Genomic DNA, 20686 nt, shown 5'->3' with positions numbered 1-20686 from the left:
AGCGTCGCTTCCGGTTTAACTCTCCCTCTTCTAACGGAATGAGATCACCCACCATGCATCCCGCGTTTGCGACTTCGTCAGCCGAGGCGGCTATTCCGATCATTTTTGTGTCGAAGGCAGCTTGGCAAGCGGCTGACGCAACGCCCGACGGACCTGCTCGCCGTTTTGCCGAGGCGAGCGGCTTTCTGGCCAAGTCAGGACAGTACCTCGCGCTACCCGCGGCGAACGGCGACATCTCACACATTCTCTTCGGTCTCGGCGAGGAATCAGACCAAGCGCGTGATCCCTTTCTCGCGGGCAAGCTGCCGGGTCTGTTGCCGCCCGGCACCTACCGCTTTGCCAATGCGCCGCGCGATATCCATCTCACAACGCTGGCCTTCGCGCTCGGCAACTATCGCTTCGATCGCTATCGCAAGGCCGACGCACCCAAAGCGCGTCTGGTGCCGCCCGAGGGCGTCGACATCGCGGCCATCTCGCGGATGGGGGAAGCGGCATCACTTGCCCGCGACCTGATCAATACGCCCGCCAACGACATGGGACCCGAAGAACTTGCGGCAGCGGCTCAACATCTCGCCCAGCGTTTCGGCGGAGAATTTAGTTGCATCGTCGGCGACGATCTAAGGCAGCGGAATTTTCCGCTGATCCATGCGGTCGGCATGGCCTCGCCGCGCGCGCCGCGCCTGATCGATATGGCCTGGGGCGATCCCACGCACCCGAAGGTCACGCTGGTCGGCAAGGGCGTCTGCTTCGATACCGGTGGCGTCGATCTCAAACCCGCCAGCGGCATGCAGATCATGAAGAAGGACATGGGCGGCGCCGCCAATGTGCTCGCTTTGGCGCTGATGGTGATGGATGCGAAGCTGAAAGTCAGGTTGCGCGTGCTGATCCCGGCCGTTGAGAACGCCGTGGCCGGGAACGCATTCCGGCCGCTCGACATCTTTCCGTCGCGCAAGGGACCGACGGTGGAGATCGGCAACACCGATGCCGAAGGCCGACTGGTCCTTGCCGACGCGCTGGCGCTGGCCGACGAAGAGGCACCTGAGCTGCTGATCGATCTCGGAACGCTCACCGGCGCGGCCCGCGTGGCCTTGGGGCCGGACGTGCCGCCGTTCTATACAAACGACGATGCATTGGCGCTCGACATTGCGCGATGCGCGCAGACCGAGAACGATCCGCTGTGGCGGATGCCACTGTGGCCGGCCTACGGTGCTTGGCTCGATTCCAAGGTCGCCGACATCAATAATGCGCCGTCGGGCGGCTTTGCCGGATCGATCGTATGCGCGCTGTTCCTGCAACGCTTTGTCGAGGCGGCGACGAGCTGGCTTCACGTCGACATCTACGGCTGGACGCCGTCGGCCAAACCGGCGCGTCCGGAAGGCGGCGAATGCCAGGCCGCGCGCGCGATCTACAGACTGCTGAGCGAACGCTATGGATGATCCGCGTCTCACACCGGCCCGACCGGAGGTCGCCGCCCGCTATCTCGAGGGCAAGATCAATGCGGCGCGCTTCACCGACGGCGAGGAACACGAAGTCGTCGAAGCGGTAGCTCCCCTACAGCGCGAGCCTGCGCCGGATGCAATGCTCGAGACCCAGGCGCTGCGCGGTGAACGCGTCACGATCTACGACCATAGTGCCGAAGGCTGGGCCTGGGGCCAGTTGGAAGGCGACGGCTATGTCGGCTGGCTCCCCGACCGCGCGCTTGCAAGGCCCGGCGCGGCACCGACGCACAAGGTCGTTGCCTTGCGGACGTTTGCGTTTCCCGGACCGTCGATCAAACTGCCGCCGGTTGAGACGCTATCGATCGGCGCCAGACTAACCGTCGAGCGTCATGGCGGCGATTTTGCCGTTGCCAATGGTCATCTCTACATACCCGCCATCCATATCGCGCCACTCGATCATATTGTGGCGGATTTCGTCGCGGTCGCCGAAATGTTCGTCGGAACGCCGTATCTGTGGGGTGGCAAGACCAGCCTCGGCATCGACTGCTCTGGCCTCGTGCAGGTCGCGCTCAACGCATCCGGCATCGCATGTCCACGCGACAGCGATATGCAGGAGCAAGCCATGGGTCGCACGTTGTCTTCGGCGGAATCGCAAGAGCTGCGGCGCGGTGATCTGATGTTCTGGAAAGGACACGTCGCCATCGTCCGCGACGCAACCACGCTCGTCCACGCCAACGCCTATCACATGGCAACGGCGATCGAGACCATCGACGTGGCGCTCGCCCGCATCCAGGCGGGAGGCAGCACCGTCACCTGCATCAAGCGGCTTGATTGATGATAGCATTTTTGAGCGAAGTGGATCCAAAGTCCCGCTTCTGATTCCATCAGAAGCGGAAAGGCTCTAGTCTGCGCTCGATTTCCCCGACGCAGTCTCCAGCCGGAAGGCGGCGGCGAACAGCGCGCGCGTGTAATCTGATTTCGGACTCTTGAACAGCGCCGACGCCGGCCCTTCCTCGACGACCTTGCCGTGCCGCATCACGATGAGATGACTGGCAAGGGAAGCGACCACGCGCAGATCGTGGGAGATGAACATGTAGGTCAGGTCGCGCTTGCGCTGAAGCTCACGCAAGAGATCGACCATCTGTGCTTGAAACAGCATGTCGAGTGCGCTGGTCGGTTCGTCCAGCACGACGAAATTCGGCTCCAGCACCACGGCGCGCGCGATACTGATACGCTGGCGCTGGCCGCCGGAAAATTCGTGCGGATAGCGGAAGCGCGTCGCCGGATCGAGCCCGACATCTTTCAAAGCCTTGACCACCCGTGTTTCGCGCTCGGCGTCCGTCAGTGAACGCTGATGCACGCTCAAGCCCTCGGCCACGATATCGCCGACCGACATCCGCGGACTTAACGCTCCGAACGGATCCTGAAAAACGATCTGCATATCGCGACGGAACGGCCGCATCTGCTTGAAGCGCAAACCCTGGATATTTTTTCCGAGGAACACGATCGGGCCGTCCGACGAGATCAACCGCAACAGCGCCAGCCCGAGCGTAGTCTTACCGGACCCGGATTCGCCAACGACGCCGAGCGTTTCGCCCTTGCGCACCTTCAGCGTCACACCGTCCACTGCCTTGATGTGGTCGACTGTTCTGCGTAACAGGCCGCGCCGGACTGGAAACCAGACCTTGAGGTCGTCGGCCGCGATCACAACGGGCGATTCCGGCCGCGGCGGCGCCGGGTCGGGCTTCGGCTCCGCAGCCAGCAGTTCGCGCGTGTAAGGATGCCGCGGCGACTCAAAAACCTCCTCGACCGATCCCTTCTCGACGATCTTGCCGCCGTTCATGACGCAGACGCGATCGGCGATGCGGCGGACGATGCCGAGATCGTGCGTGATGAACAGAAGGCTCATACCGAGCCGGGCGCGGATATCCGCCAACAGGGCCAGGATCTGCGCCTGCACCGTAACATCGAGCGCGGTGGTCGGCTCGTCCGCGATCAGAAGGTCGGGTTCATTGGCGAGCGCCATCGCGATCATCACGCGCTGACGCTGGCCGCCGGACAACTGATGCGGATAGCTGGCAAGGCGGGTTTCCGGATCAAGAATGCCGACCTGGCTCAGCAATTCCAGCGTCCGCTTCCGCGCCGCCGCCCCGCGAATTCCGCCATGCAACAGCAATATCTCGCCGATCTGCGCCTCGATGGTGTGCAGCGGATTGAGCGAGGTCATCGGCTCCTGAAAGATAATCGAGATGTCGTTGCCGCGAACGCTCCTGATTTCGCGCTCGGACAGGCTGAGCAGCTCGCGTCCGTTAAAGCGGATGTTCCCGGAGGGATGCGATGCGGCCGGATAAGGCAACAGCTTCAGGACCGAGAGCGCGCTGACAGACTTTCCAGAACCGGACTCGCCGACCAATGCCACGCACTCGCCACGCTTGATCTCAAATGAAATGCGATCAACGGCAATCGACGGTCCGCCGGCATGGTGAAATGCAACGGACAGGTCGCGAACGTCGAGCAGCGGCTGATCGATGGTGTCCATCCGGGGCCTTACCTGAACGTCTTGCGCGGATCGAAGGCGTCACGCACGGCTTCGCCGATGAAGATCAGCAGCGACAGCATGATCGCGAGCGCGAAGAACCCTGTGAAGCCGAGCCACGGCGCCTGCACGTTAGCCTTGCCCTGCGCCAGCATTTCGCCGAGCGAAGGCGAGCCCGGTGGCAATCCGAAGCCGAGAAAATCCAATGCAGTGAGAGTCATGACCGACGACGATACGATGAACGGCAGGAACGTCATGGTCGCGACCATGGCGTTCGGCAGAAGATGGCGGAACATGATGGTCGCATTCGATACGCCGAGCGCCCGCGCCGCCGTGATGTATTCGAAGTTTCGGCCACGCAGGAATTCGGCGCGCACAAGACCGACCAGCGAGACCCACGAGAACAGCAGCAGGATTCCGAGCAGGACGAAGAATCCCGGCACCAAGATCGACGACAGGATCAAGAGCAGATAGAGCGAGGGGATCGCGGTCCAGACTTCGATGAAGCGCTGAAAGCCGAGATCAACCCAGCCGCCGAAATAACCCTGCACCCCGCCAGCCGCGATACCGATGACCGACGAGACAATGGTCAGGCAAAGCCCGAACAGGACCGAAATCCGGAATCCGTAGATCAGCCGCGCCACGACGTCGCGGCCCTGATCGTCGGTGCCGAGCCAGTTGTATTCGAGGTCGCGGCAGCTTGTGAGGTTCTTTCGCTGCACCACCTCCTTGCATTCGGCCTCGGTCAAAAGCCAGGTCGGTTTTGAAGGCGCCGGCGTCGGCAAATCGAGGTTGTGGGTGTCATAGGAATAACGGATCGGCGGCCAGATGATGGTGCCGCCCTTGGCCGCGATCAGCTTCTGCAAATAGGGATCGCGATAATCGGCGGCGGTCTCGAAGTCGCCTCCAAATGCGGTTTCCGGATAGGTCACGAATGCCGGGAAATAAAGGTGCCCATCAAACCGGATCAGGAATGGCCGGTCGTTGGCGATTAATTCCGCGAACAGCGAGATGAAGAAAAGGATCAGGAATATCCAGAGCGACCAGTAGCCGCGCCGGTTCGATTTGAAGTTCTGCCAGCGGCGGCGATTGAGCGGCGACAGGCGCAGCGGATGGCGGGCCGGCGGCACGGCCTCCCCGAGCGGCGCCACGGAATCGGCTTCAACGGGCTTTGGCAACGTCACCGCCATCAGACCTCCCGCGCCTCGAAGTCGATCCGCGGGTCGATCCACATGTAGGTCAGATCGGAGATCAGGTTGATCACAAGCCCAACCAGCGAAAAGATGAACAGCGTGCCAAACACCACCGGATAATCGCGATTGAGCACGCTCTCAAAACCGAGAAGGCCGAGGCCGTCGAGCGAGAAGATGGTTTCGATCAAAAGCGAACCTGAAAAGAAAGCGTGAACGAACGCGCCCGGAAATCCGGCGATGACGATCAGCATGGCGTTGCGGAATACGTGATTGTAGAGCACCTGCCGCTCGCTGCAGCCCTTGGCGCGCGCCGTCATCACATACTGCTTGCGGATTTCGTCGAGGAACGAATTCTTGGTCAGCAATGTCATGGTGGCGAAGGCGCCGAGCGCCATCGAGATGATGGGCAGCGTGAGATGCCAGAAATAATCGAGAATCTTCCAGTACCAGGGAAACTGGCTCCAGCCGTCCGACGTCAATCCGCGCAAGGGGAAGATGCTGAAGAACGATCCGCCGGCGAACAGAATGATGAGAAGAATCGCAAACAGGAATCCCGGAATCGCAAACCCGACAATGATGACCGCCGAAGTCCAGGTATCGAAGCGCGATCCGTCTCTCACCGCCTTGCGGATTCCGAGCGGGATCGAAATCAGATAGGTCAAAAGCGTCATCCAGATGCCGAGTGACATCGAAACCGGCAGCTTCTCCTTGATGAGCTGGATCACGGTGGTGTCGCGGAAATAGCTCTTTCCGAAATCGAAGCGGGAGAAGTTCCACAGCATCAGCAGAAAGCGTTCGGGCGCCGGCTTGTCGAATCCGAACTGCTGCTCAAGGCTTTTGATGAAGGCCGGATCAAGCCCCTGGGCACCGCGATATTTCGAACTGACGGCGTCGGACGACGCCCCGACCTGGCCGCGCGCGCCGAAGTCGCCACCGGACGAGCCGGAAATGCGCGACATCCCACTGGTATCCGAACCGCTCAATTGCGCGATCACCCGCTCGACCGGACCGCCGGGCGCGAACTGCACCACGACGAACGACACGAACAGGATGCCCAGCAGCGTGGGGATCATCAGCAGAATGCGGCGGGCGATATAGGCAGCCATGCTTATTTTGCCTGCCCAGATGACGCCGCACCCGTCTGCGTCGACCACCAGATGTCAGGAGCCATCACGCCGAGATACTTCGGCAGGCTCGGCGGATGTCCGAACACATCCCAATAGGCCAGCCGGTGCGTGTTCGAATACCATTGCGGCACCCAGTAGCGGCCGGCGCGAATGACGCGGTCCAGCGCGCGCGCGGCGAACACCAGTTTCGCGCGGGTATCGGCGGCGATCACCTGCTCCATCAGAGAATCGACCGCGGGGTCAGCGATGCCGGCGAGGTTGTTCGATCCCTTGGTCCCTGCCGCCTTCGACGAAAAGAACGGCCGTAGCGAATCGCCCGGAACGGTCGAGAAGCCGAAACGTTCGATCACCATGTCGAAGTCGAAGTCGTCGCGCCGCGCTCTCGCCTGCACCGAATCGACCAACCGCAACGTCGCATCGACGCCGAGCGTTCCGAGGTTCTTGATATACGGCATGTGATGGGCCTGGAACGCGGGCTCATCAAGCAGGAACTCGACGCGGAAGACCTCGCCCTGCGGGGTCATCCGCTTGCCGTCCTTTATGGGAAAGCCCGCGTCGTTGAGCAGTTGCGCCGCCCTGCGCAACAGCTTGCGGTCCTGCCCCGAGCCGTCCGACACCGGCGGAACGAACGGCATTCCAAACACCTCATCCGGCACCTTGCCGCGGAACAGCTCCAGCAGCGTCGCTTCTTCCGGCGACGGCGGGCCACTCGCCATCAGGTCGGAGTTCTGGAACGGCGACACCGTGCGAACGTAGGCACCGTACATGATGGACTTGTTGGTCCACTCGAAATCGAAGGCGCAGCCCAGCGCCTCGCGAACGCGCGGGTCCTTGAACTTGTCGCGGCGGGTGTTGATGAACCAGCCCTGAGCGCCGGACGGTGTCTCGTCGGGCAACTGCTCGCGCTTCACGCGGCCCTCGGTCAACGCCGGGAAATCGTAGCGCGTATTCCAGATGCGTGAGGTGAACTCCTCGCGGTACAGATAGCTGCGGCCGGAGAAACCCTCGAACGCCACGTCGCGGTCGCGGTAGAAATCGAACCGCACCGTGTCGAAATTGTAAGCACCACGGCAGACAGGAAGATCCGCACCCCACCAGTCCTTGACGCGGTCGAATTCGATGAAGCGATTCGACTCGAACCGGCCGACCTTGTAGGGCCCGCTGCCGAGCGGAACGTCGAGCGTCGATTCCTCGAACGGATGCGCGGTGTAGTAGGCTTGCGAAAAGATCGGCAGGCTGGCGACGAACGGCGGCACGTCGCGCCCGCGCTTGGGCGCGAAGGTCACGATCAACGTCGCGTCATCGGCCGCTTCCGCGCTCACCATGTCGCGCATCTGTTGCGTGATAAGCGGGTGCCCCTTGGCCTTGAGGATCGTCAGCGAAAACGCGGCATCGCGTGCCGTCAGTTTCTTCCCGTCATGAAACCGCACTTCGGGCCGCATGGTGAAACGGTAGGTCAAACCGTCGGCCGAGATGCGCACCGACTTTGCAGCCAGGCCGTACATCGCATCGGGCTCGTCGCCGGCGCGCGCCATCAGCGACGTGAACGTCATCTCCATGCCTTTCGCGCCATCGCCCTTCAGGATGAAAGCGTTGAGCGAGTTGAAGGTCTGGAATGACTGGTTGAAGGCGCGGCTCGACGGAATGGTCGAGAACAGGCCGCCTTTCGGCGCGTCGGGATTGACGTAATCGAAGTGGTGGAAATCAGCAGGGTATTTCAGGTCGCCGAATGCCGACATGCCGTGGGATTCGCCATGGGATTCGGTCTTCGCGTCGTTCGCGGCAGCGGCCGGCCGTAGCCAGGCCGCGCTCGCCGCACCGATCCCGAGAGCGATCACCTGCCGGCGGCTGGGCTGCCTCATCCGCGCGACCCTCCTCAAGATCGCTTGCCGACCTTGGCCGCCTTGTCGGCATCGTACCACCACAAAGCCGGAAAGGCGTCGAGACCGTATTTCGGCATCTCGGCCGGCCGCCCAAAGCGGTCCCAACGGGCGGTGCGATGGAACGGATAGGTAAATTGCGGCACCACGTAGTGATTCCACAACAGCACGCGGTCGAGCGCCTTGGTGGCTGCGACGAGATCGGCGCGGTCCTTAGCGAAGATCACCCGCTCGATCAGCTTGTCGCCGGCAGGATTCTTGATGCCGACGACATTGCGCGAGCCCGGCATGTCCGCCGCATGCGAACCCCAGAACTCTCGCTGCTCATTGCCGGGCGACAGCGATTCAATCCAGTTATTGACGACCACATCGAAGTCCCAGCTGCGCATCCGGTTCTCGTATTGCGTCGTATCAACGGTTCGGACGGTTGCAGTGATGCCCATGCGCTCCAGCGACGGCTTGAAGAACAGCATGATGCGCTCAGCGCTCGGATCTTCCGACATTAATTCCAGTTCGAATGGCGCGCCGGTCTTGCTGTCCACCAGCTTGTGGTCACGCACCTCATATCCCGCCTCTTTGAAGAGCTTCATACCTTCGCGCAGGTTGCTGCGAACCGCTTCGGGATTGCCGCCGACCGGATTGCTGTAAGGCGTCGTAAACACTTCGGCCGGAACTTCGGCGCGAACGGTCTCGAGGATTTCAAGCTCCCTGCCCTCGGGCAAGCCGCTTGATGCCAGTTCGGTGCCGTGGAAATAGCTACTGACGCGCTTGTACTGCCCGTAGAACAATTGCTTGTTCATTTCCTCGAAATCGAACGCGAAGTTCAGCGCTCGCCGCACGCGAGAATCCTTGAATTTGTCGCGGCGGATATTGAGGGCGAACGCCTGCATCACGCCCGAACTGCGATTGGGAAATTCCTCCAAAATGACGCGGCCGTCCTTCACCGCCGGAAAATTGTAAGCCGTGGCCCAGTTCTTGGCGCTGTTTTCGGTACGCCAGTCGACCTGGTCGGCCTTAAAGGCTTCGAGCGCAACCGTGCCGTCGCGGAAATATTCATAGCGCAGCTCGTCGAAATTATTCTGGCCAACGTTGATATTGAGATCGCGGCCCCAGTAATCCTTGACCCGCTCCAGCGTCACCGAGCGCGCTGCATCAAAACTCTTGATCCTGTAGGGGCCGCTGCCGAGCGGCGGCTCCAGCGTGGTCGCGGAAATATCCCGTTTGACGCCCGCCTCGTTGGTGCCTTCCCACCAGTGCTTCGGAAGCACCATCAACTGTCCGACGATCTGCGGCAGTTCGCGGTTGCCCGGCGCATCGAAGGTGAAGGTCACCTCGCGCTCCCCGGTCTTTTCGGCTTTCACAACATGGCGGTAATAAGCTGCATAAAACGGACGATGCTTCTTCAGCGCGTTGAACGAAAAAATCACGTCATCGGGCGTGACCGGCTTGCCGTCGTGCCACTTTGCCTCAGCCCGCAGGCGGTGGGTCACGAACGAGAAATCGTCGGGATAACCAACCGACTCGGCCAGCGCGCCATACTCCGTTGAAACCTCGTCCAGCGATTGAGTCGTCAGCGATTCATAGATCAGCGCGACTCCTGACGCGATCAAACCCTTCACGCCCGCCACGGCAGGGTTGAAATTATCGAAAGTGCCTATCCCGATCTGCCGCGCCATCCCCCCTTTGGGCGCGTTCGGATTGACATAGTCGAAATGCTTGAAGCCTGCCGGATACTTCACGTCGCCGAATAACGAAAGCCCATGCCGCCATTTGGGGCCGACCGATCCGGCCTGCGCATGCGCCGCTTCGATTGTCGAAGCCCCGGTGAAGACCTTGATCGCGGGCGCGGCTGCGATCAGGGCACCACCGTGAAGGAGACGTCGTCGTGTGAAGGCCAATGCGAATATCCCTACGAGTTATCGGGGCGAGCTACGCATGATGCGCCAAAGTGTGATCGGCTGGCGATGATCATGCGCGTTCTCACTCCTGGAGCGCAATCGATCCAGGACTGCTGATCGCGCTCCAGAGTCCGATTCAACTGCGTTGAATCAAACTCTGTTCTATTTTTTCGATTGAGCATGATCTTGTCCGAAAACCGGTTTCCACTTTCGGGATCATGCCCTGGCGGTGCAACACGAAGCACACTGTTTCGGCCGATTATGTCGGTTTTCGGGGACGATGCCACCCACCTCTCGAACTTGTGCGGCGAAATCCGCCGATTGAGTGTGGGCGACCGGTAAGGTAAGCGACTTTGGAAACTCCCACCGCCGGTTGGCCAGGCTATGCAGCGTAACCCCGCGGCATCCGTCAGCGGCTAGGGCTTGTCGGAATTCTTGCGCAGATAGGCAATGAGGTCGGCACGGTCGCTATCCTTCGGCACGCCGGCGAACGACATCGCCGTGCCGGGGATGTATTCCTTCGGACCGGCCAGGAACTTGTCCAGTTCATCAAGCGTCCAGGTGCCGCCCTTGGCCTTCATGGCAGCCGAGAAATTGAAGTCATGACCCTTGCCGCGCGGCTCGCCGACGATGCCATAAAGATTAGGACCGACGCGGTTCGGTCCGCCCTTCTCAAGGGTATGGCAGGCGGCGCACTTCTTGGCCACGATGGCGCCGTTCTCAACCGAAGCGGCTTGCAGCCTCTTCCCCAGCGACACCGCCGACGCGACGTCGGCGTCCTTGCTCGAAGCCGCCGGCTTGTCGTCCTTGTGAACTGCTTCCTTGTGAGCTGCCTCCGGCGCTTCCTTGACCTCAATTTTATAACCAGGCTTCGCAGGCGCATGCGACGCGAAAATCGCCTTGGCAACGAAATTCATGACCAGCAGAACGAGGCAGGTGCCCAGAACCGCGCCAAGAAATTTATTGATCATTGAGGAAGTCCATCTGCGGCAAGGCTCCACGCTCGAAAGTCGGCCGCACGGCCGACTGAACGACGACGGAGATGCCGCGGACCGGCCTCGCGGAGGCGGCAGGACGAGATAACGGTTTGCCGGCGTTCTGACAACCCGTATAAATGCCGCAGATCTTAAGAAGCTGCGCCAATTTCGGCTCTCCCCCAACCGATGACCCAGACCCGCACCCTCGTGCTGATACCCGCCCGCATGGCCGCGACCCGACTTCCAGGCAAACCACTGCTGGATATCGGCGGTCTGCCGATGGTCGTTCATGTCTTGCGGCGGGCTGAGGCCGCCGGCATCGGGCGCGTCGCCGTCGCCACCGACACTCCCGACATCGCGGCCGCGGTGACGGCCCATGGCGGCGAGGCAATCATGACGCGCGCCGATCATCCGTCCGGGTCCGACCGCGTTTTCGAGGCGCTGGGCAGACTGGACCCCGAAGGCAGCGTCGATACAATCGTCAACCTCCAGGGCGACTTCCCGACCATCCGTCCGGGCACGATTCGCGACGTGCTCAAGCCGCTGGCCGACCCCTCGGTCGATATCGCAACGCTGGCCGCCGAAATTCACTCCGATGAGGAGGCCACCAACCCGAATGTGGTCAAGGCCATCGGATCTCCGGTCGACTCTCGGCGACTGCGCGCGCTTTATTTTACCCGCGCCACCGCCCCGTATGGCGAGGGCCCGCGCTACCATCATGTCGGGCTTTACGCTTATCGCCGCGAGGCCTTGCAGCGCTTTGTCGAGCTGCCGCCCTCGCCTCTCGAGCGACAGGAACGGCTCGAGCAGTTGCGGGCGCTGGAAGGCGGAATGCGGATAGACATCATGATTGTGGACGACGTGCCGCGGGGCGTCGATACCCCGGCCGACCTCGAAACCGCCCGCCGGCTCCTCGCCAATTCAGTCTCTGGCGAACACCCGGCCCGCTGATAGAACAGCTTATGACCAAGATGATGAAAATCGCATTCCAGGGCGAACCCGGCGCGAATTCCCATATTGCCATTGCGGACGCCTATCCCGATGCCGAACCGTTGCCTTGCGCGACCTTCGAGGACGCGCTCGCCGCCATCGCGTCCGGCGAAGCCGACCTCGGCATGATCCCGATCGAGAATTCGGTGGCCGGCCGCGTCGCCGACATTCACCACCTGCTTCCGCAGTCGGGGTTATTCATCGTCGGCGAATACTTCCTGCCGGTCCGCCATCAGCTGGTGGCGCCACGCGGAGCAACGCTCGCGGATATCAAGACCGTCGAAAGTCACGTTCACGCGCTCGGGCAATGCCGCCGTATCATCCGCAAACTTGGCATCCGGCCGATCGTCTCGGGCGATACCGCCGGCGCCGCCCGCCTTGTCGCCGAACGCCGCGATACCAGCTGTGCGGCGATCGCTTCGCGTCTCGCTGCGCAACTCCATCATCTCGACATTCTCGCCGAGGATGTCGAGGACGAGGACCACAACACCACGCGTTTCGTGGTGCTGGCACGAGAGGCCAACTGGGCCAAGCAAGGATCTGGGCCGCTGGTCACCAGTTTCGTCTTTCGAGTGCGCAACCTGCCGGCCGCGCTCTATAAAGCGATGGGGGGATTTGCCACCAACAGCGTCAATATGACCAAGCTCGAAAGCTACATGGTCGATGGCAACTTCTTCGCTACACAATTCTATGCGGATGTCGAAGGCCACCCAGACGATCGCGGCCTCGCATTCGCACTGGAGGAGTTGAGGTTCTTTTCAAAGGAGCTTCGCATCGTGGGCGTCTATCCGGCTCATCCGTTCCGCGCGACTTTCCGCGAACGAGCGGATTGACCGAGTTTCGCGCGTTTTGCCGTTCCCTCAAGTTGGGCAATTTCACGTTTATGTCGATATATGCGCATTTTCCCAACGCCGGAATATTTTATATCATCAATGAATTCAATATAATATAGATTTTGTGTTTGCCCATTATACTGCATGGCTAATCTATATGCCTTACATTTATGGGTAAGGTGGGCTACTTCCCATCGTAGTGGCGTCCAATTTTGGGCTATCCTAGTGGGAACGCCAACCTGTGATGGCACGGCCATGACGCCTGGGCGTTTTCCGGCGATGCGGGCACGTTGAGGCAGATGCAGTGGAGTTCACGAGTCATGACAGACGCTTCCGCCCCGGCTCATAATGACCTTGGTGCGCAAAAACGACCCACGATCTCGTTCGAGTTCTTTCCGCCCAAAACCGCGGAGATGGAGCACAATCTTTGGGGCACCATTACTCGCCTCGCGCCCCTTGATCCGAGCTTTGTCTCCGTGACATACGGCGCCGGCGGCTCGACTCGCGAGCGCACCCATTCGACCATCGCGCGCATCCTGTCGGAGACCCAGCTTCGCCCCGCAGCGCATCTCACCTGTGTCGGCGCGCCGCGCGGGGAGGTCGATGAGATTGTCAGCCGCTATCGCGACATCGGCGTCCGCCATATCGTCGCTCTTCGCGGAGACCCCCCGGGCGGCATCGGCACGGCCTACAGCACCCATCCCGAAGGTTATCGCAGTTCGACCGACCTCGTCGCCGGCATCAAGCGGCGGCATGGCGACATCGAAATTTCTGTGTCGGCCTATCCCGAAAAGCATCCGGAGAGTCCCGACATCGATACCGATATCGATGTCCTCAAGGCAAAGGTCGATGCTGGCGCGACCCGCGCCATCACTCAGGTCTTTTTCGACAACGACCTTTACCTTCGCTATCTCGATCGCGTCCGCGCGCGCGGCATTGATATTCCGATTGTGCCGGGCATCATGCCGATGCACAACTTCAAGCAGGCCAGAGCTTTTGTGACCAAGGCGGGCACCACGGTTCCAACCTGGCTCGCCGAAAAATTCGAAGGGCTCGATGAGGATCCGGAAACGCGCAAGCTGATCGCGGCGACGGTCGCGGCCGGTCAGGTCCAGAAGCTCGCCAAGCGCGGCGTCGATACGTTCCACTTCTACACCATGAACCGCGCCGACCTGGTGTTCGCGATTTGCCATCTGCTCGGCATCCGGCCCGATGCCGCCCAGAAGGCAGCGTGATCCCATCTTCCGCCCAAAGACGTGGATGTCCGCGATAAACGCGGGCATGACGATCACAGGATAACAAGCGTGACAAAAAGTTCGAATTCCACTGCCGAGAAACTCCGGAACCTCGCGCGCGAGCGCATTCTGGTGCTCGACGGCGCCATGGGCACCATGATCCAGGCGCGAGGGTTCGATGAAGCCGCGTTTCGTGGCGAGCGATTCAAGGATTTTCACCGCGACGTGCGCGGCAACAACGATCTCCTCATCCTCACCCAACCGCAAGCGATCGAAGACATTCACGCGCAATATCTGCGCGCCGGCGCTGACCTCGTCGCCACCAACACGTTTTCATCGACCTCGATCGCGCAGGCCGACTATGACATGTCGGATCTCGTCTACGAACTCAACCGCGAGGGCGCGAAGCTCGCGCTCGCCGCCGCCGCCCGTGTCAGCGCCGAGGATGGCAAGCCGCGTTTTGTCGTCGGCGCTATCGGCCCAACCAATCGCACCGCGTCGATCTCACCAGACGTCGCCAATCCTGGCTACCGGGCGGTTACCTTCGACGACCTGCGCAAGGCCTATGGCGAACAGATCAACGGCCTGCTCGACGGCGGCGCCGATCTGTTGCTGGTTGAAACCATCTTCGACACGCTGAACGCCAAGGCGGCGCTTTACGCCGTCGCCGAAATCGGCGAGGAGCGCGGCATCGAGATTCCGGTGATGGTCTCCGGCACCATCACCGACAAGTCCGGCCGCTTGCTTTCGGGCCAATTGCCCGAAGCGTTCTGGCACTCGGTACGGCACGCCAATCCGCTCACCATCGGTTTCAATTGCGCGCTCGGCGCGGAAGACCTGCGCGCACATGTCGCCGAGATCGGACGCGTCGCCGACACGCTGGTTTGCGCCTATCCGAACGCGGGCCTGCCCAACGAGTTCGGCGAGTACGACGAGAGCCCGGACTACATGGCGCGGCTGATCGGCGAGTTCGCGCAGGCCGGCCTCGTCAACATCGTCGGCGGCTGCTGCGGCACCACGCCGGATCATATCGCGGCCATCGCAGCCGCGGTCGCCCCGCACAAGCCGCGCGTGGTGCCGGTCATTGCGCCGCGGCTGCGGCTGTCGGGGCTGGAGCCGTTCTCGCTGACGGCGGATATTCCGTTCGTCAATGTCGGCGAGCGCACCAACGTCACCGGCTCGGCCAAATTCCGTAACCTGATCAAGGCCGGCGATTACACCGCCGCGCTCGATGTGGCGCGCAACCAGGTCGAGAACGGCGCCCAGATCATCGACGTCAACATGGACGAAGGCCTCCTGGACTCGGAAGCGGCGATGGTCACCTTCCTCAACCTGATCGCGTCCGAACCCGACATCGCCCGCGTGCCGGTGATGGTCGATTCCTCCAAGTTTTCGGTGATCGAGGCCGGCCTGAAGTGCATCCAGGGCAAGCCGGTGGTGAACTCGATATCGCTGAAAGAAGGCGAGGAGAAGTTTCTGCACGAGGCGCGGATTGCACGACGCCACGGCGCGGCTGTGGTGGTAATGGCGTTCGACGAGACCGGGCAGGCCGACACCTATCAGCGCAAGACCGAAATCTGCAAGCGCGCCTACGACATTCTGACCGAAACGGTCGGCTTTCCGCCGGAAGACATCATCTTCGATCCGAACATCTTCGCCATCGCCACCGGCCTTGAGGAGCACAACAACTACGGCGTCGATTTCATCGAAGGAACGCGATGGATCCGCCAGAATCTGCCGCACGCGCATATTTCAGGCGGCGTCTCCAACCTGTCGTTCTCGTTCCGCGGCAACGAGCCGGTGCGCGAGGCGATGCACTCGGTGTTCCTGTATCACGCCATCAAGGCCGGCATGGACATGGGCATCGTTAATGCTGGGCAGATGATCATCTACGACGACATCGACCCCGAGCTGCGACTGACCTGCGAAGACGTGATTCTGAACCGCGATCCCGGCGCATCGGAACGGCTGCTGCAACTGGCCGAGAAATTCCGCGGCGCTGGCAAGGAAGTGAAGGAGAAGGATCTTTCCTGGCGCGAATGGCCGGTGGAGAAGCGGCTGAGCCACGCGCTGGTCAACGGTATCACCGAATATATCGAGGAAGACACCGAAGCCGCGCGCTTGACGGTCGAGCGCCCGCTCAACGTAATCGAAGGGCCACTGATGGCCGGTATGAACGTGGTCGGCGACCTATTCGGCGACGGCAAGATGTTCCTGCCGCAGGTGGTGAAGTCGGCGCGGGTGATGAAGCAGGCGGTCGCCTATCTGATGCCGTTCATGGAGGAGGAGAAGGCACTCAATCAGGCCGCCGGCATCGAGGGCGCGGGCAGCACCTCCGCCGGCAAGATCTTGCTCGCCACCGTCAAGGGCGACGTCCACGATATCGGGAAGAACATCGTCGGCATCGTGCTCCAGTGCAACAACTACGAGGTGATCGACCTCGGCGTGATGGTGCCGGCCGCCAAAATCATCGAGACAGCGAAGGCTGAGAAGGCCGATATCGTCGGCCTCTCTGGCCTCATCACGCCATCGCTGGACGAGATGGGTTATTTTGCGGCGGAGCTTGAGCGTCAGGGCCTCAACCTGCCACTCCTGATCGGCGGCGCGACCACCAGCCGCGTCCATACCGCCGTGAAGATCGACCCCAACTATCGCAACGGCCCGGTCATCCATGTCAACGACGCCAGCCGCGCCGTCGGCGTCGTTGCCTCGCTGATGTCGCCGGAGCGGCGGGAGGCCTACGCGGCCGGAGTGCGCGCCGAATACGCCAAGATTTCCGCGGCGCATTTCCGCGCCCAGCAGGATAAGAAACGGCTGCCGCTCGCAGTCGCCCGCGCCAACGCAGTGCCGATCGACTGGAGCAGCTACCGCCCGGTCAAGCCGACCTTCCTCGGAACCAAAGCCTTCACCGACTATCCGCTGGAAGAACTGGTGGAGGTGATCGACTGGACGCCGTTCTTCCAGGTGTGGGAACTGGCCGGGCGCTTTCCAGCGATCCTCGACGACAAGGTGGTGGGCGAAACCGCGCGCGCCCTTTATGACGACGCACGCAAGATGCTGGACCGCATCGTCAAAGAAAAGTGGTTCAAGGCCTCCAGCGTGATCGGCTTTTGGCCCGCCAACCGCGTCGGCGACGATATCGCGGTCTACAGCGACGAGAGCCGCACCACACAGATCGCGACCTATCACACCCTGCGCCAGCAACTCGAAAAACGCGAGGGCCGTCACAACGCCGCGCTGGCGGACTTCATCGCGCCGAAGGAGACCGGCATCGCCGACTATATCGGCGGCTTCGCCGTCACCGCCGGGCTCGGCGAGGATGAAATCGCGGCGCGCTTCAAGAACGCCAATGACGACTACTCGTCCATTCTGGTGAAGGCGCTGGCCGACCGCCTCGCGGAAGCCTTCGCCGAACGGATGCATCAGCGCGTGCGAACGGAATTCTGGGGCTACGCGCCGGATGAGGCGCTGACCAACGATCAGCTCATCCGGGAGGAATATGTCGGTATCCGCCCCGCGCCCGGCTATCCGGCGCAGCCCGACCATACCGAGAAGGCCACACTGTTCCGCCTGCTGGATGCGACTCGCGCGACCGGCGTTGAACTCACCGAAAGCTTTGCGATGTGGCCCGGCTCCTCGGTCTCCGGTCTCTATTACAGCCATCCCGAAAGCCAATATTTCGGCGTCGGCAAGATCGAGCGCGATCAGGTCGAGGACTATGCCGCGCGCAAGGGGATGGAAGTCGCCGAGATCGAGCGCTGGCTGGCGTCGATCCTCAACTACATTCCCGGCCAGGATGTTTCGGGCCAGTCCGGAAAGCCCACCGCGACGCCGGTGCCCGCGCCCGCCAACGACGCCTCCGCCGACGTCGCCGGTCATCCGCCGGGCTGCCAATGCGCGGTGCATCTCAAATTGCGCAAGACCGCTGCGCGGGCGGGCTGACCGTGGACACATCCGCGATCGCCGCCGCACTGCTGGATTCATCCGCGGACGCGATCATTGCCACCGATCGCAACGGCACGATCACGTTCTGGAGCCCAGGCGCAGTCAGGATTTTCGGCCATAGCACCAGCGAGGCAATCGGCCAGTCGCTCGACCTCATCATTCCGGAAAACCAGCGCGCCCGGCACTGGGCCGGATACCGCGAGGTGATGCTGACCGGGCAGAGCCGCTACAGTGGTGGCGACGTGCTTGCCGTTCCCGCGCTTCACCGAGACGGCCGGCGCATCTCGCTCGAATTCACCATCGTGCCGCTGACAGATGCCGCTGGCCGCATCACCGGGCTGGTGTCGGTGCTACGCGATGTCACCGCCCGTTTCGAGGAAATCCGTCAACTGCGCCACAAGGCGGCGGCGAAAGTCTGAACGACCGGGTCCTGCCGCGCGTGCGCGGCCGGCATGCCACATTCCCCACATACGAAAAGCCTATTGCTCGTCGCTCGCCAGCACGCCACGCACTGCCGCCGCCCAACCCTTGAGCTTTCGCGTCCGCGTCGCGGCGCTCATCGCCGGCCTGAAGCGGCGCTCGAGCCGCCAGTTGTCGGCAAATCTCGACGGCTCCGGATAAACGCCTGCGGAGAGCCCCGCGAGGTAGGCCGCGCCCAACGCCGTGGTCTCCTGAATCACCGGCCGATCGACCGGTGCCTCGAGCAGGTCCGCAAGGCGCTGCATGGTCCAGTCCGAGGCCGTCATGCCGCCGTCGACACGGAGCACGGTGTGCGCGGCATCGGCGCCCGGCCAATCGGCGCGCATTGCGTCCCAAAGATCAAACGTCTGGTAGCAGACGCTTTCCAGCGCCGCATGAGCGAATTCCGCCGGCCCGGTGTTGCGGGTCAGTCCGAACAGCGCACCGCGCACATTCGGTTTCCAGTACGGCGCTCCCATGCCGACGAAAGCCGGCACAAGATACACGGATTGGGTGGGATCGGACTGTTCGGCCAGCGGCCCGGTCTCCGAAGCCTGCTTGATGAGACCGAGGCCGTCCCGCAGCCACTGCACCGCAGAGCCTGCGACGAAGATCGAGCCTTCCAGCGCGTAGGTGCGTTGGCCGTTCAGCTGATAGGCGATCGTCGTGAGCAGCTTGTTGTTCGAGGCGACCGGCATCGTACCGGTGTTGAGCAGCGCAAAGCAGCCGGTGCCATAGGTCGACTTGATCATACCGGGGGCAAAACACGCCTGACCCACCACCGCGGCCTGCTGGTCGCCGGCGATGCCCCGGATCGAGATCGGCGCGCCAAACAGCTCGGGGGCGCTGTTTCCGAAATGCACGGACGAATCTTTCACCTCCGGCAACATCGCGCGCGGTACCTGAAGCATATCCAGGAGCTCGTCGTCCCACTGCCCGGTGTGAATGTTGAACAGCAGCGTGCGCGACGCATTGGTGGCGTCGGTCGCGTGCACCTTACCGCCGGTCAGCCGCCACAAGAGATAACAATCCACGGTACCGAACATCAGCTCTCCGCGCATCGCTCGCGCACGCGCGCCGGGCACCGAGTCGAGGATCCAGGCGACCTTGGTGCCGGAAAAATAGGGATCGACGATCAGGCCGGTTTTCGCCGATATCGCGGGCTCATGGCCCTGGGCCTTCAGCCGCGCGCAAATATCCGCCGTGCGCCGGTCCTGCCACACGATCGCGCGATGCACCGCCTTTCCGGTGGCGCGATCCCAGACCACCGTGGTTTCCCGCTGGTTGGTGATGCCGATGGCGGCAATGTCCTTCGGCGTGACGCCCGCTTTCGTCATCGCCTGCCGGCAGGTCGCAACGGTCGAGGTCCAGATGTCTTCCGGCTCGTGCTCGACCCAGCCCGACGCTGGAAAGTGCTGCGGAAATTCCTGCTGCGCGATCGCGGCGATGGAGATGTCAGCGCGAAACACGATGGCGCGCGACGATGTGGTGCCCTGATCGATGGCGAGAATGTGAGTTTCCATGAATTTCTTCTCAAACTTGCGGGCTTGCTCCCCGGCTGCGCCAAGCAAGCGGAGGGTCGAGGCAAGCGGATTGCCTGACCAAGGTCAAGTTTGTGCCTTCGTTTTGATTCATGCTTCCCTCCGACGAAAGGATAAGATACCGGCACGGCTTCTATCCGACCGCCCGTCCCACCGGGCGGAAGTGCCCGACCGAAAGCAAATTACACTCGTTGGTCCATGACAATTCAGCAACCGAAAGACCCTAGATGATACTGGCAAAGATGATTTTGGCCGGCTCCTTGTTCGCGATGGTCGGTGCAACGGCCTCCGCTCAAGCAACGCCTCCGACCCAGCAGACTCCATCGGCGGAGACCCGGAAGGGTCTGGTGACGGTCGTCAACCGGCTCAACGGCACGATTGCGATCCGGGAGGAGCAGGACGACAAGGGCAAGGAGGGAGATAAAGAGAAAGAGAATAAGGCCAAGGAAAAAGAGAAGGATAAGGCTGACGTCGAAGACGCGGCCACGCAGTTCAAGATCGACCACAAGCTGTCGGAGTCGGTGCACGCCGGCGACAAGGTGAAGTTTTCCGTCAGGGACGGCGGCGATCCCAAAAGTACCGAAAAGACCATCACCAAAATCGACGTGGATTAGCGGGGAGCTGATTGCCCTT

Annotated in this window: 16 protein-coding genes; 8 read left to right on the top strand and 8 right to left on the bottom strand. The window is 62.0% G+C overall.

Features of this window, described 5'->3' with window-relative positions:
• Nucleotides 1–53 precede the first annotated feature (53 nt).
• On the top strand, nt 54–1436 hold the full coding sequence (locus ACZ5IL_RS02005; protein ID WP_464594846.1) for a leucyl aminopeptidase family protein: 1383 nt from the start codon (nt 54–56) through the stop codon (nt 1434–1436).
• Nucleotides 1429–2274 (top strand): C40 family peptidase, encoded by an 846-nt coding sequence (locus tag ACZ5IL_RS02000; protein WP_464594844.1) that lies wholly within the window; start codon nt 1429–1431, stop codon nt 2272–2274. Before ACZ5IL_RS02005 ends, ACZ5IL_RS02000 begins: the two co-directional genes overlap by 8 nt.
• A 66-nt stretch (nt 2275–2340) precedes the next feature.
• On the opposite strand, the gene ACZ5IL_RS01995 is transcribed toward ACZ5IL_RS02000, so the two are convergent.
• The 7 genes from ACZ5IL_RS01995 to ACZ5IL_RS01965 all read right to left on the bottom strand — a co-directional run bounded on the left by ACZ5IL_RS01995 (nt 2341) and on the right by ACZ5IL_RS01965 (nt 11216).
• Nucleotides 2341–3978 carry an ABC transporter ATP-binding protein gene (locus tag ACZ5IL_RS01995; protein ID WP_464594842.1) on the bottom strand — a complete coding sequence of 546 codons (1638 nt, stop codon included), beginning with the start codon at nt 3976–3978 and terminating at the stop codon, nt 2341–2343.
• 8 nt (nt 3979–3986) lie between these two features.
• Nucleotides 3987–5165: an ABC transporter permease gene (locus ACZ5IL_RS01990; RefSeq protein ID WP_079445350.1), complete on the bottom strand. Its 1179-nt coding sequence runs from the start codon at nt 5163–5165 to the stop codon at nt 3987–3989.
• Nucleotides 5165–6274: a microcin C ABC transporter permease YejB gene (locus tag ACZ5IL_RS01985; RefSeq protein WP_464594840.1), complete on the bottom strand. Its 1110-nt coding sequence runs from the start codon at nt 6272–6274 to the stop codon at nt 5165–5167. The genes ACZ5IL_RS01990 and ACZ5IL_RS01985 overlap by 1 nt, the downstream gene beginning before the upstream one ends.
• Before the next feature lie 2 nt (nt 6275–6276).
• Nucleotides 6277–8157 carry an extracellular solute-binding protein gene (locus ACZ5IL_RS01980; protein ID WP_464594839.1) on the bottom strand — a complete coding sequence of 627 codons (1881 nt, stop codon included), beginning with the start codon at nt 8155–8157 and terminating at the stop codon, nt 6277–6279.
• Nucleotides 8158–8171: 14 nt separating this feature from the next.
• Nucleotides 8172–10073 (bottom strand): extracellular solute-binding protein, encoded by a 1902-nt coding sequence (locus ACZ5IL_RS01975; protein WP_464594838.1) that lies wholly within the window; start codon nt 10071–10073, stop codon nt 8172–8174.
• 416 nt (nt 10074–10489) lie between these two features.
• A complete protein-coding gene (locus ACZ5IL_RS01970) occupies nt 10490–11044 on the bottom strand; it encodes a c-type cytochrome (RefSeq protein WP_464594836.1) in 555 nt (184 codons plus the stop codon).
• Complete coding sequence (locus ACZ5IL_RS01965) at nt 11034–11216, bottom strand: hypothetical protein (protein ID WP_464594835.1); 183 nt, start codon at nt 11214–11216, stop codon at nt 11034–11036. Before ACZ5IL_RS01965 ends, ACZ5IL_RS01970 begins: the two co-directional genes overlap by 11 nt.
• A 20-nt stretch (nt 11217–11236) precedes the next feature.
• Between ACZ5IL_RS01965 and ACZ5IL_RS01960 the strand changes: the two genes are divergently transcribed.
• The 5 genes from ACZ5IL_RS01960 to ACZ5IL_RS01940 all read left to right on the top strand — a co-directional run bounded on the left by ACZ5IL_RS01960 (nt 11237) and on the right by ACZ5IL_RS01940 (nt 18472).
• A complete protein-coding gene (locus ACZ5IL_RS01960; protein WP_464594834.1) occupies nt 11237–12001 on the top strand; it encodes a 3-deoxy-manno-octulosonate cytidylyltransferase in 765 nt (254 codons plus the stop codon).
• Between the two features lie 11 nt (nt 12002–12012).
• Nucleotides 12013–12873 (top strand): prephenate dehydratase, encoded by an 861-nt coding sequence (locus ACZ5IL_RS01955; protein WP_464594832.1) that lies wholly within the window; start codon nt 12013–12015, stop codon nt 12871–12873.
• 320 nt (nt 12874–13193) lie between these two features.
• Nucleotides 13194–14108 carry a methylenetetrahydrofolate reductase [NAD(P)H] gene (gene metF, locus ACZ5IL_RS01950; protein ID WP_464594831.1) on the top strand — a complete coding sequence of 305 codons (915 nt, stop codon included), beginning with the start codon at nt 13194–13196 and terminating at the stop codon, nt 14106–14108.
• A 69-nt stretch (nt 14109–14177) separates the two neighbouring features.
• On the top strand, nt 14178–18050 hold the full coding sequence (gene metH, locus ACZ5IL_RS01945) for a methionine synthase (RefSeq protein WP_464594830.1): 3873 nt from the start codon (nt 14178–14180) through the stop codon (nt 18048–18050).
• Between the two features lie 2 nt (nt 18051–18052).
• Nucleotides 18053–18472 carry a PAS domain-containing protein gene (locus ACZ5IL_RS01940; RefSeq protein ID WP_464594828.1) on the top strand — a complete coding sequence of 140 codons (420 nt, stop codon included), beginning with the start codon at nt 18053–18055 and terminating at the stop codon, nt 18470–18472.
• Between the two features lie 60 nt (nt 18473–18532).
• Here ACZ5IL_RS01940 and glpK read toward each other — a convergent pair whose 3' ends face one another.
• A complete protein-coding gene (gene glpK, locus ACZ5IL_RS01935) occupies nt 18533–20035 on the bottom strand; it encodes a glycerol kinase GlpK (RefSeq protein WP_464594826.1) in 1503 nt (500 codons plus the stop codon).
• 245 nt (nt 20036–20280) lie between these two features.
• On the opposite strand from glpK, the gene ACZ5IL_RS01930 reads away from it, so the two are divergent.
• Entirely contained in the window at nt 20281–20667 is a 387-nt protein-coding gene (locus ACZ5IL_RS01930) for a hypothetical protein (protein WP_464594824.1), read from the top strand.
• Nucleotides 20668–20686: the final 19 nt, after the last annotated feature.

The organism is Nitrobacter sp. CN101, from assembly GCF_055390255.1.
This window is presented reverse-complemented; position numbering and strand designations above follow the sequence as displayed.

Bases quoted from the DNA above. Each gene is read 5' to 3' on its own strand.
- ACZ5IL_RS02005 (WP_464594846.1), top strand. From the start codon at position 54: ATGCATCCCGCGTTTGCGACTTCGTCAGCCGAGGCGGCTATTCCGATC.
- ACZ5IL_RS02000 (WP_464594844.1), top strand. From the start codon at position 1,429: ATGGATGATCCGCGTCTCACACCGGCCCGACCGGAGGTCGCCGCCCGC.
- ACZ5IL_RS01995 (WP_464594842.1), bottom strand. From the start codon at position 3,978: ATGGACACCATCGATCAGCCGCTGCTCGACGTTCGCGACCTGTCCGTT.
- ACZ5IL_RS01990 (WP_079445350.1), bottom strand. From the start codon at position 5,165: ATGGCGGTGACGTTGCCAAAGCCCGTTGAAGCCGATTCCGTGGCGCCG.
- ACZ5IL_RS01985 (WP_464594840.1), bottom strand. From the start codon at position 6,274: ATGGCTGCCTATATCGCCCGCCGCATTCTGCTGATGATCCCCACGCTG.
- ACZ5IL_RS01980 (WP_464594839.1), bottom strand. From the start codon at position 8,157: ATGAGGCAGCCCAGCCGCCGGCAGGTGATCGCTCTCGGGATCGGTGCG.
- ACZ5IL_RS01970 (WP_464594836.1), bottom strand. From the start codon at position 11,044: ATGATCAATAAATTTCTTGGCGCGGTTCTGGGCACCTGCCTCGTTCTG.
- ACZ5IL_RS01960 (WP_464594834.1), top strand. From the start codon at position 11,237: ATGACCCAGACCCGCACCCTCGTGCTGATACCCGCCCGCATGGCCGCG.
- ACZ5IL_RS01955 (WP_464594832.1), top strand. From the start codon at position 12,013: ATGACCAAGATGATGAAAATCGCATTCCAGGGCGAACCCGGCGCGAAT.
- metF (WP_464594831.1), top strand. From the start codon at position 13,194: ATGACAGACGCTTCCGCCCCGGCTCATAATGACCTTGGTGCGCAAAAA.
- glpK (WP_464594826.1), bottom strand. From the start codon at position 20,035: ATGGAAACTCACATTCTCGCCATCGATCAGGGCACCACATCGTCGCGC.
- ACZ5IL_RS01930 (WP_464594824.1), top strand. From the start codon at position 20,281: ATGATACTGGCAAAGATGATTTTGGCCGGCTCCTTGTTCGCGATGGTC.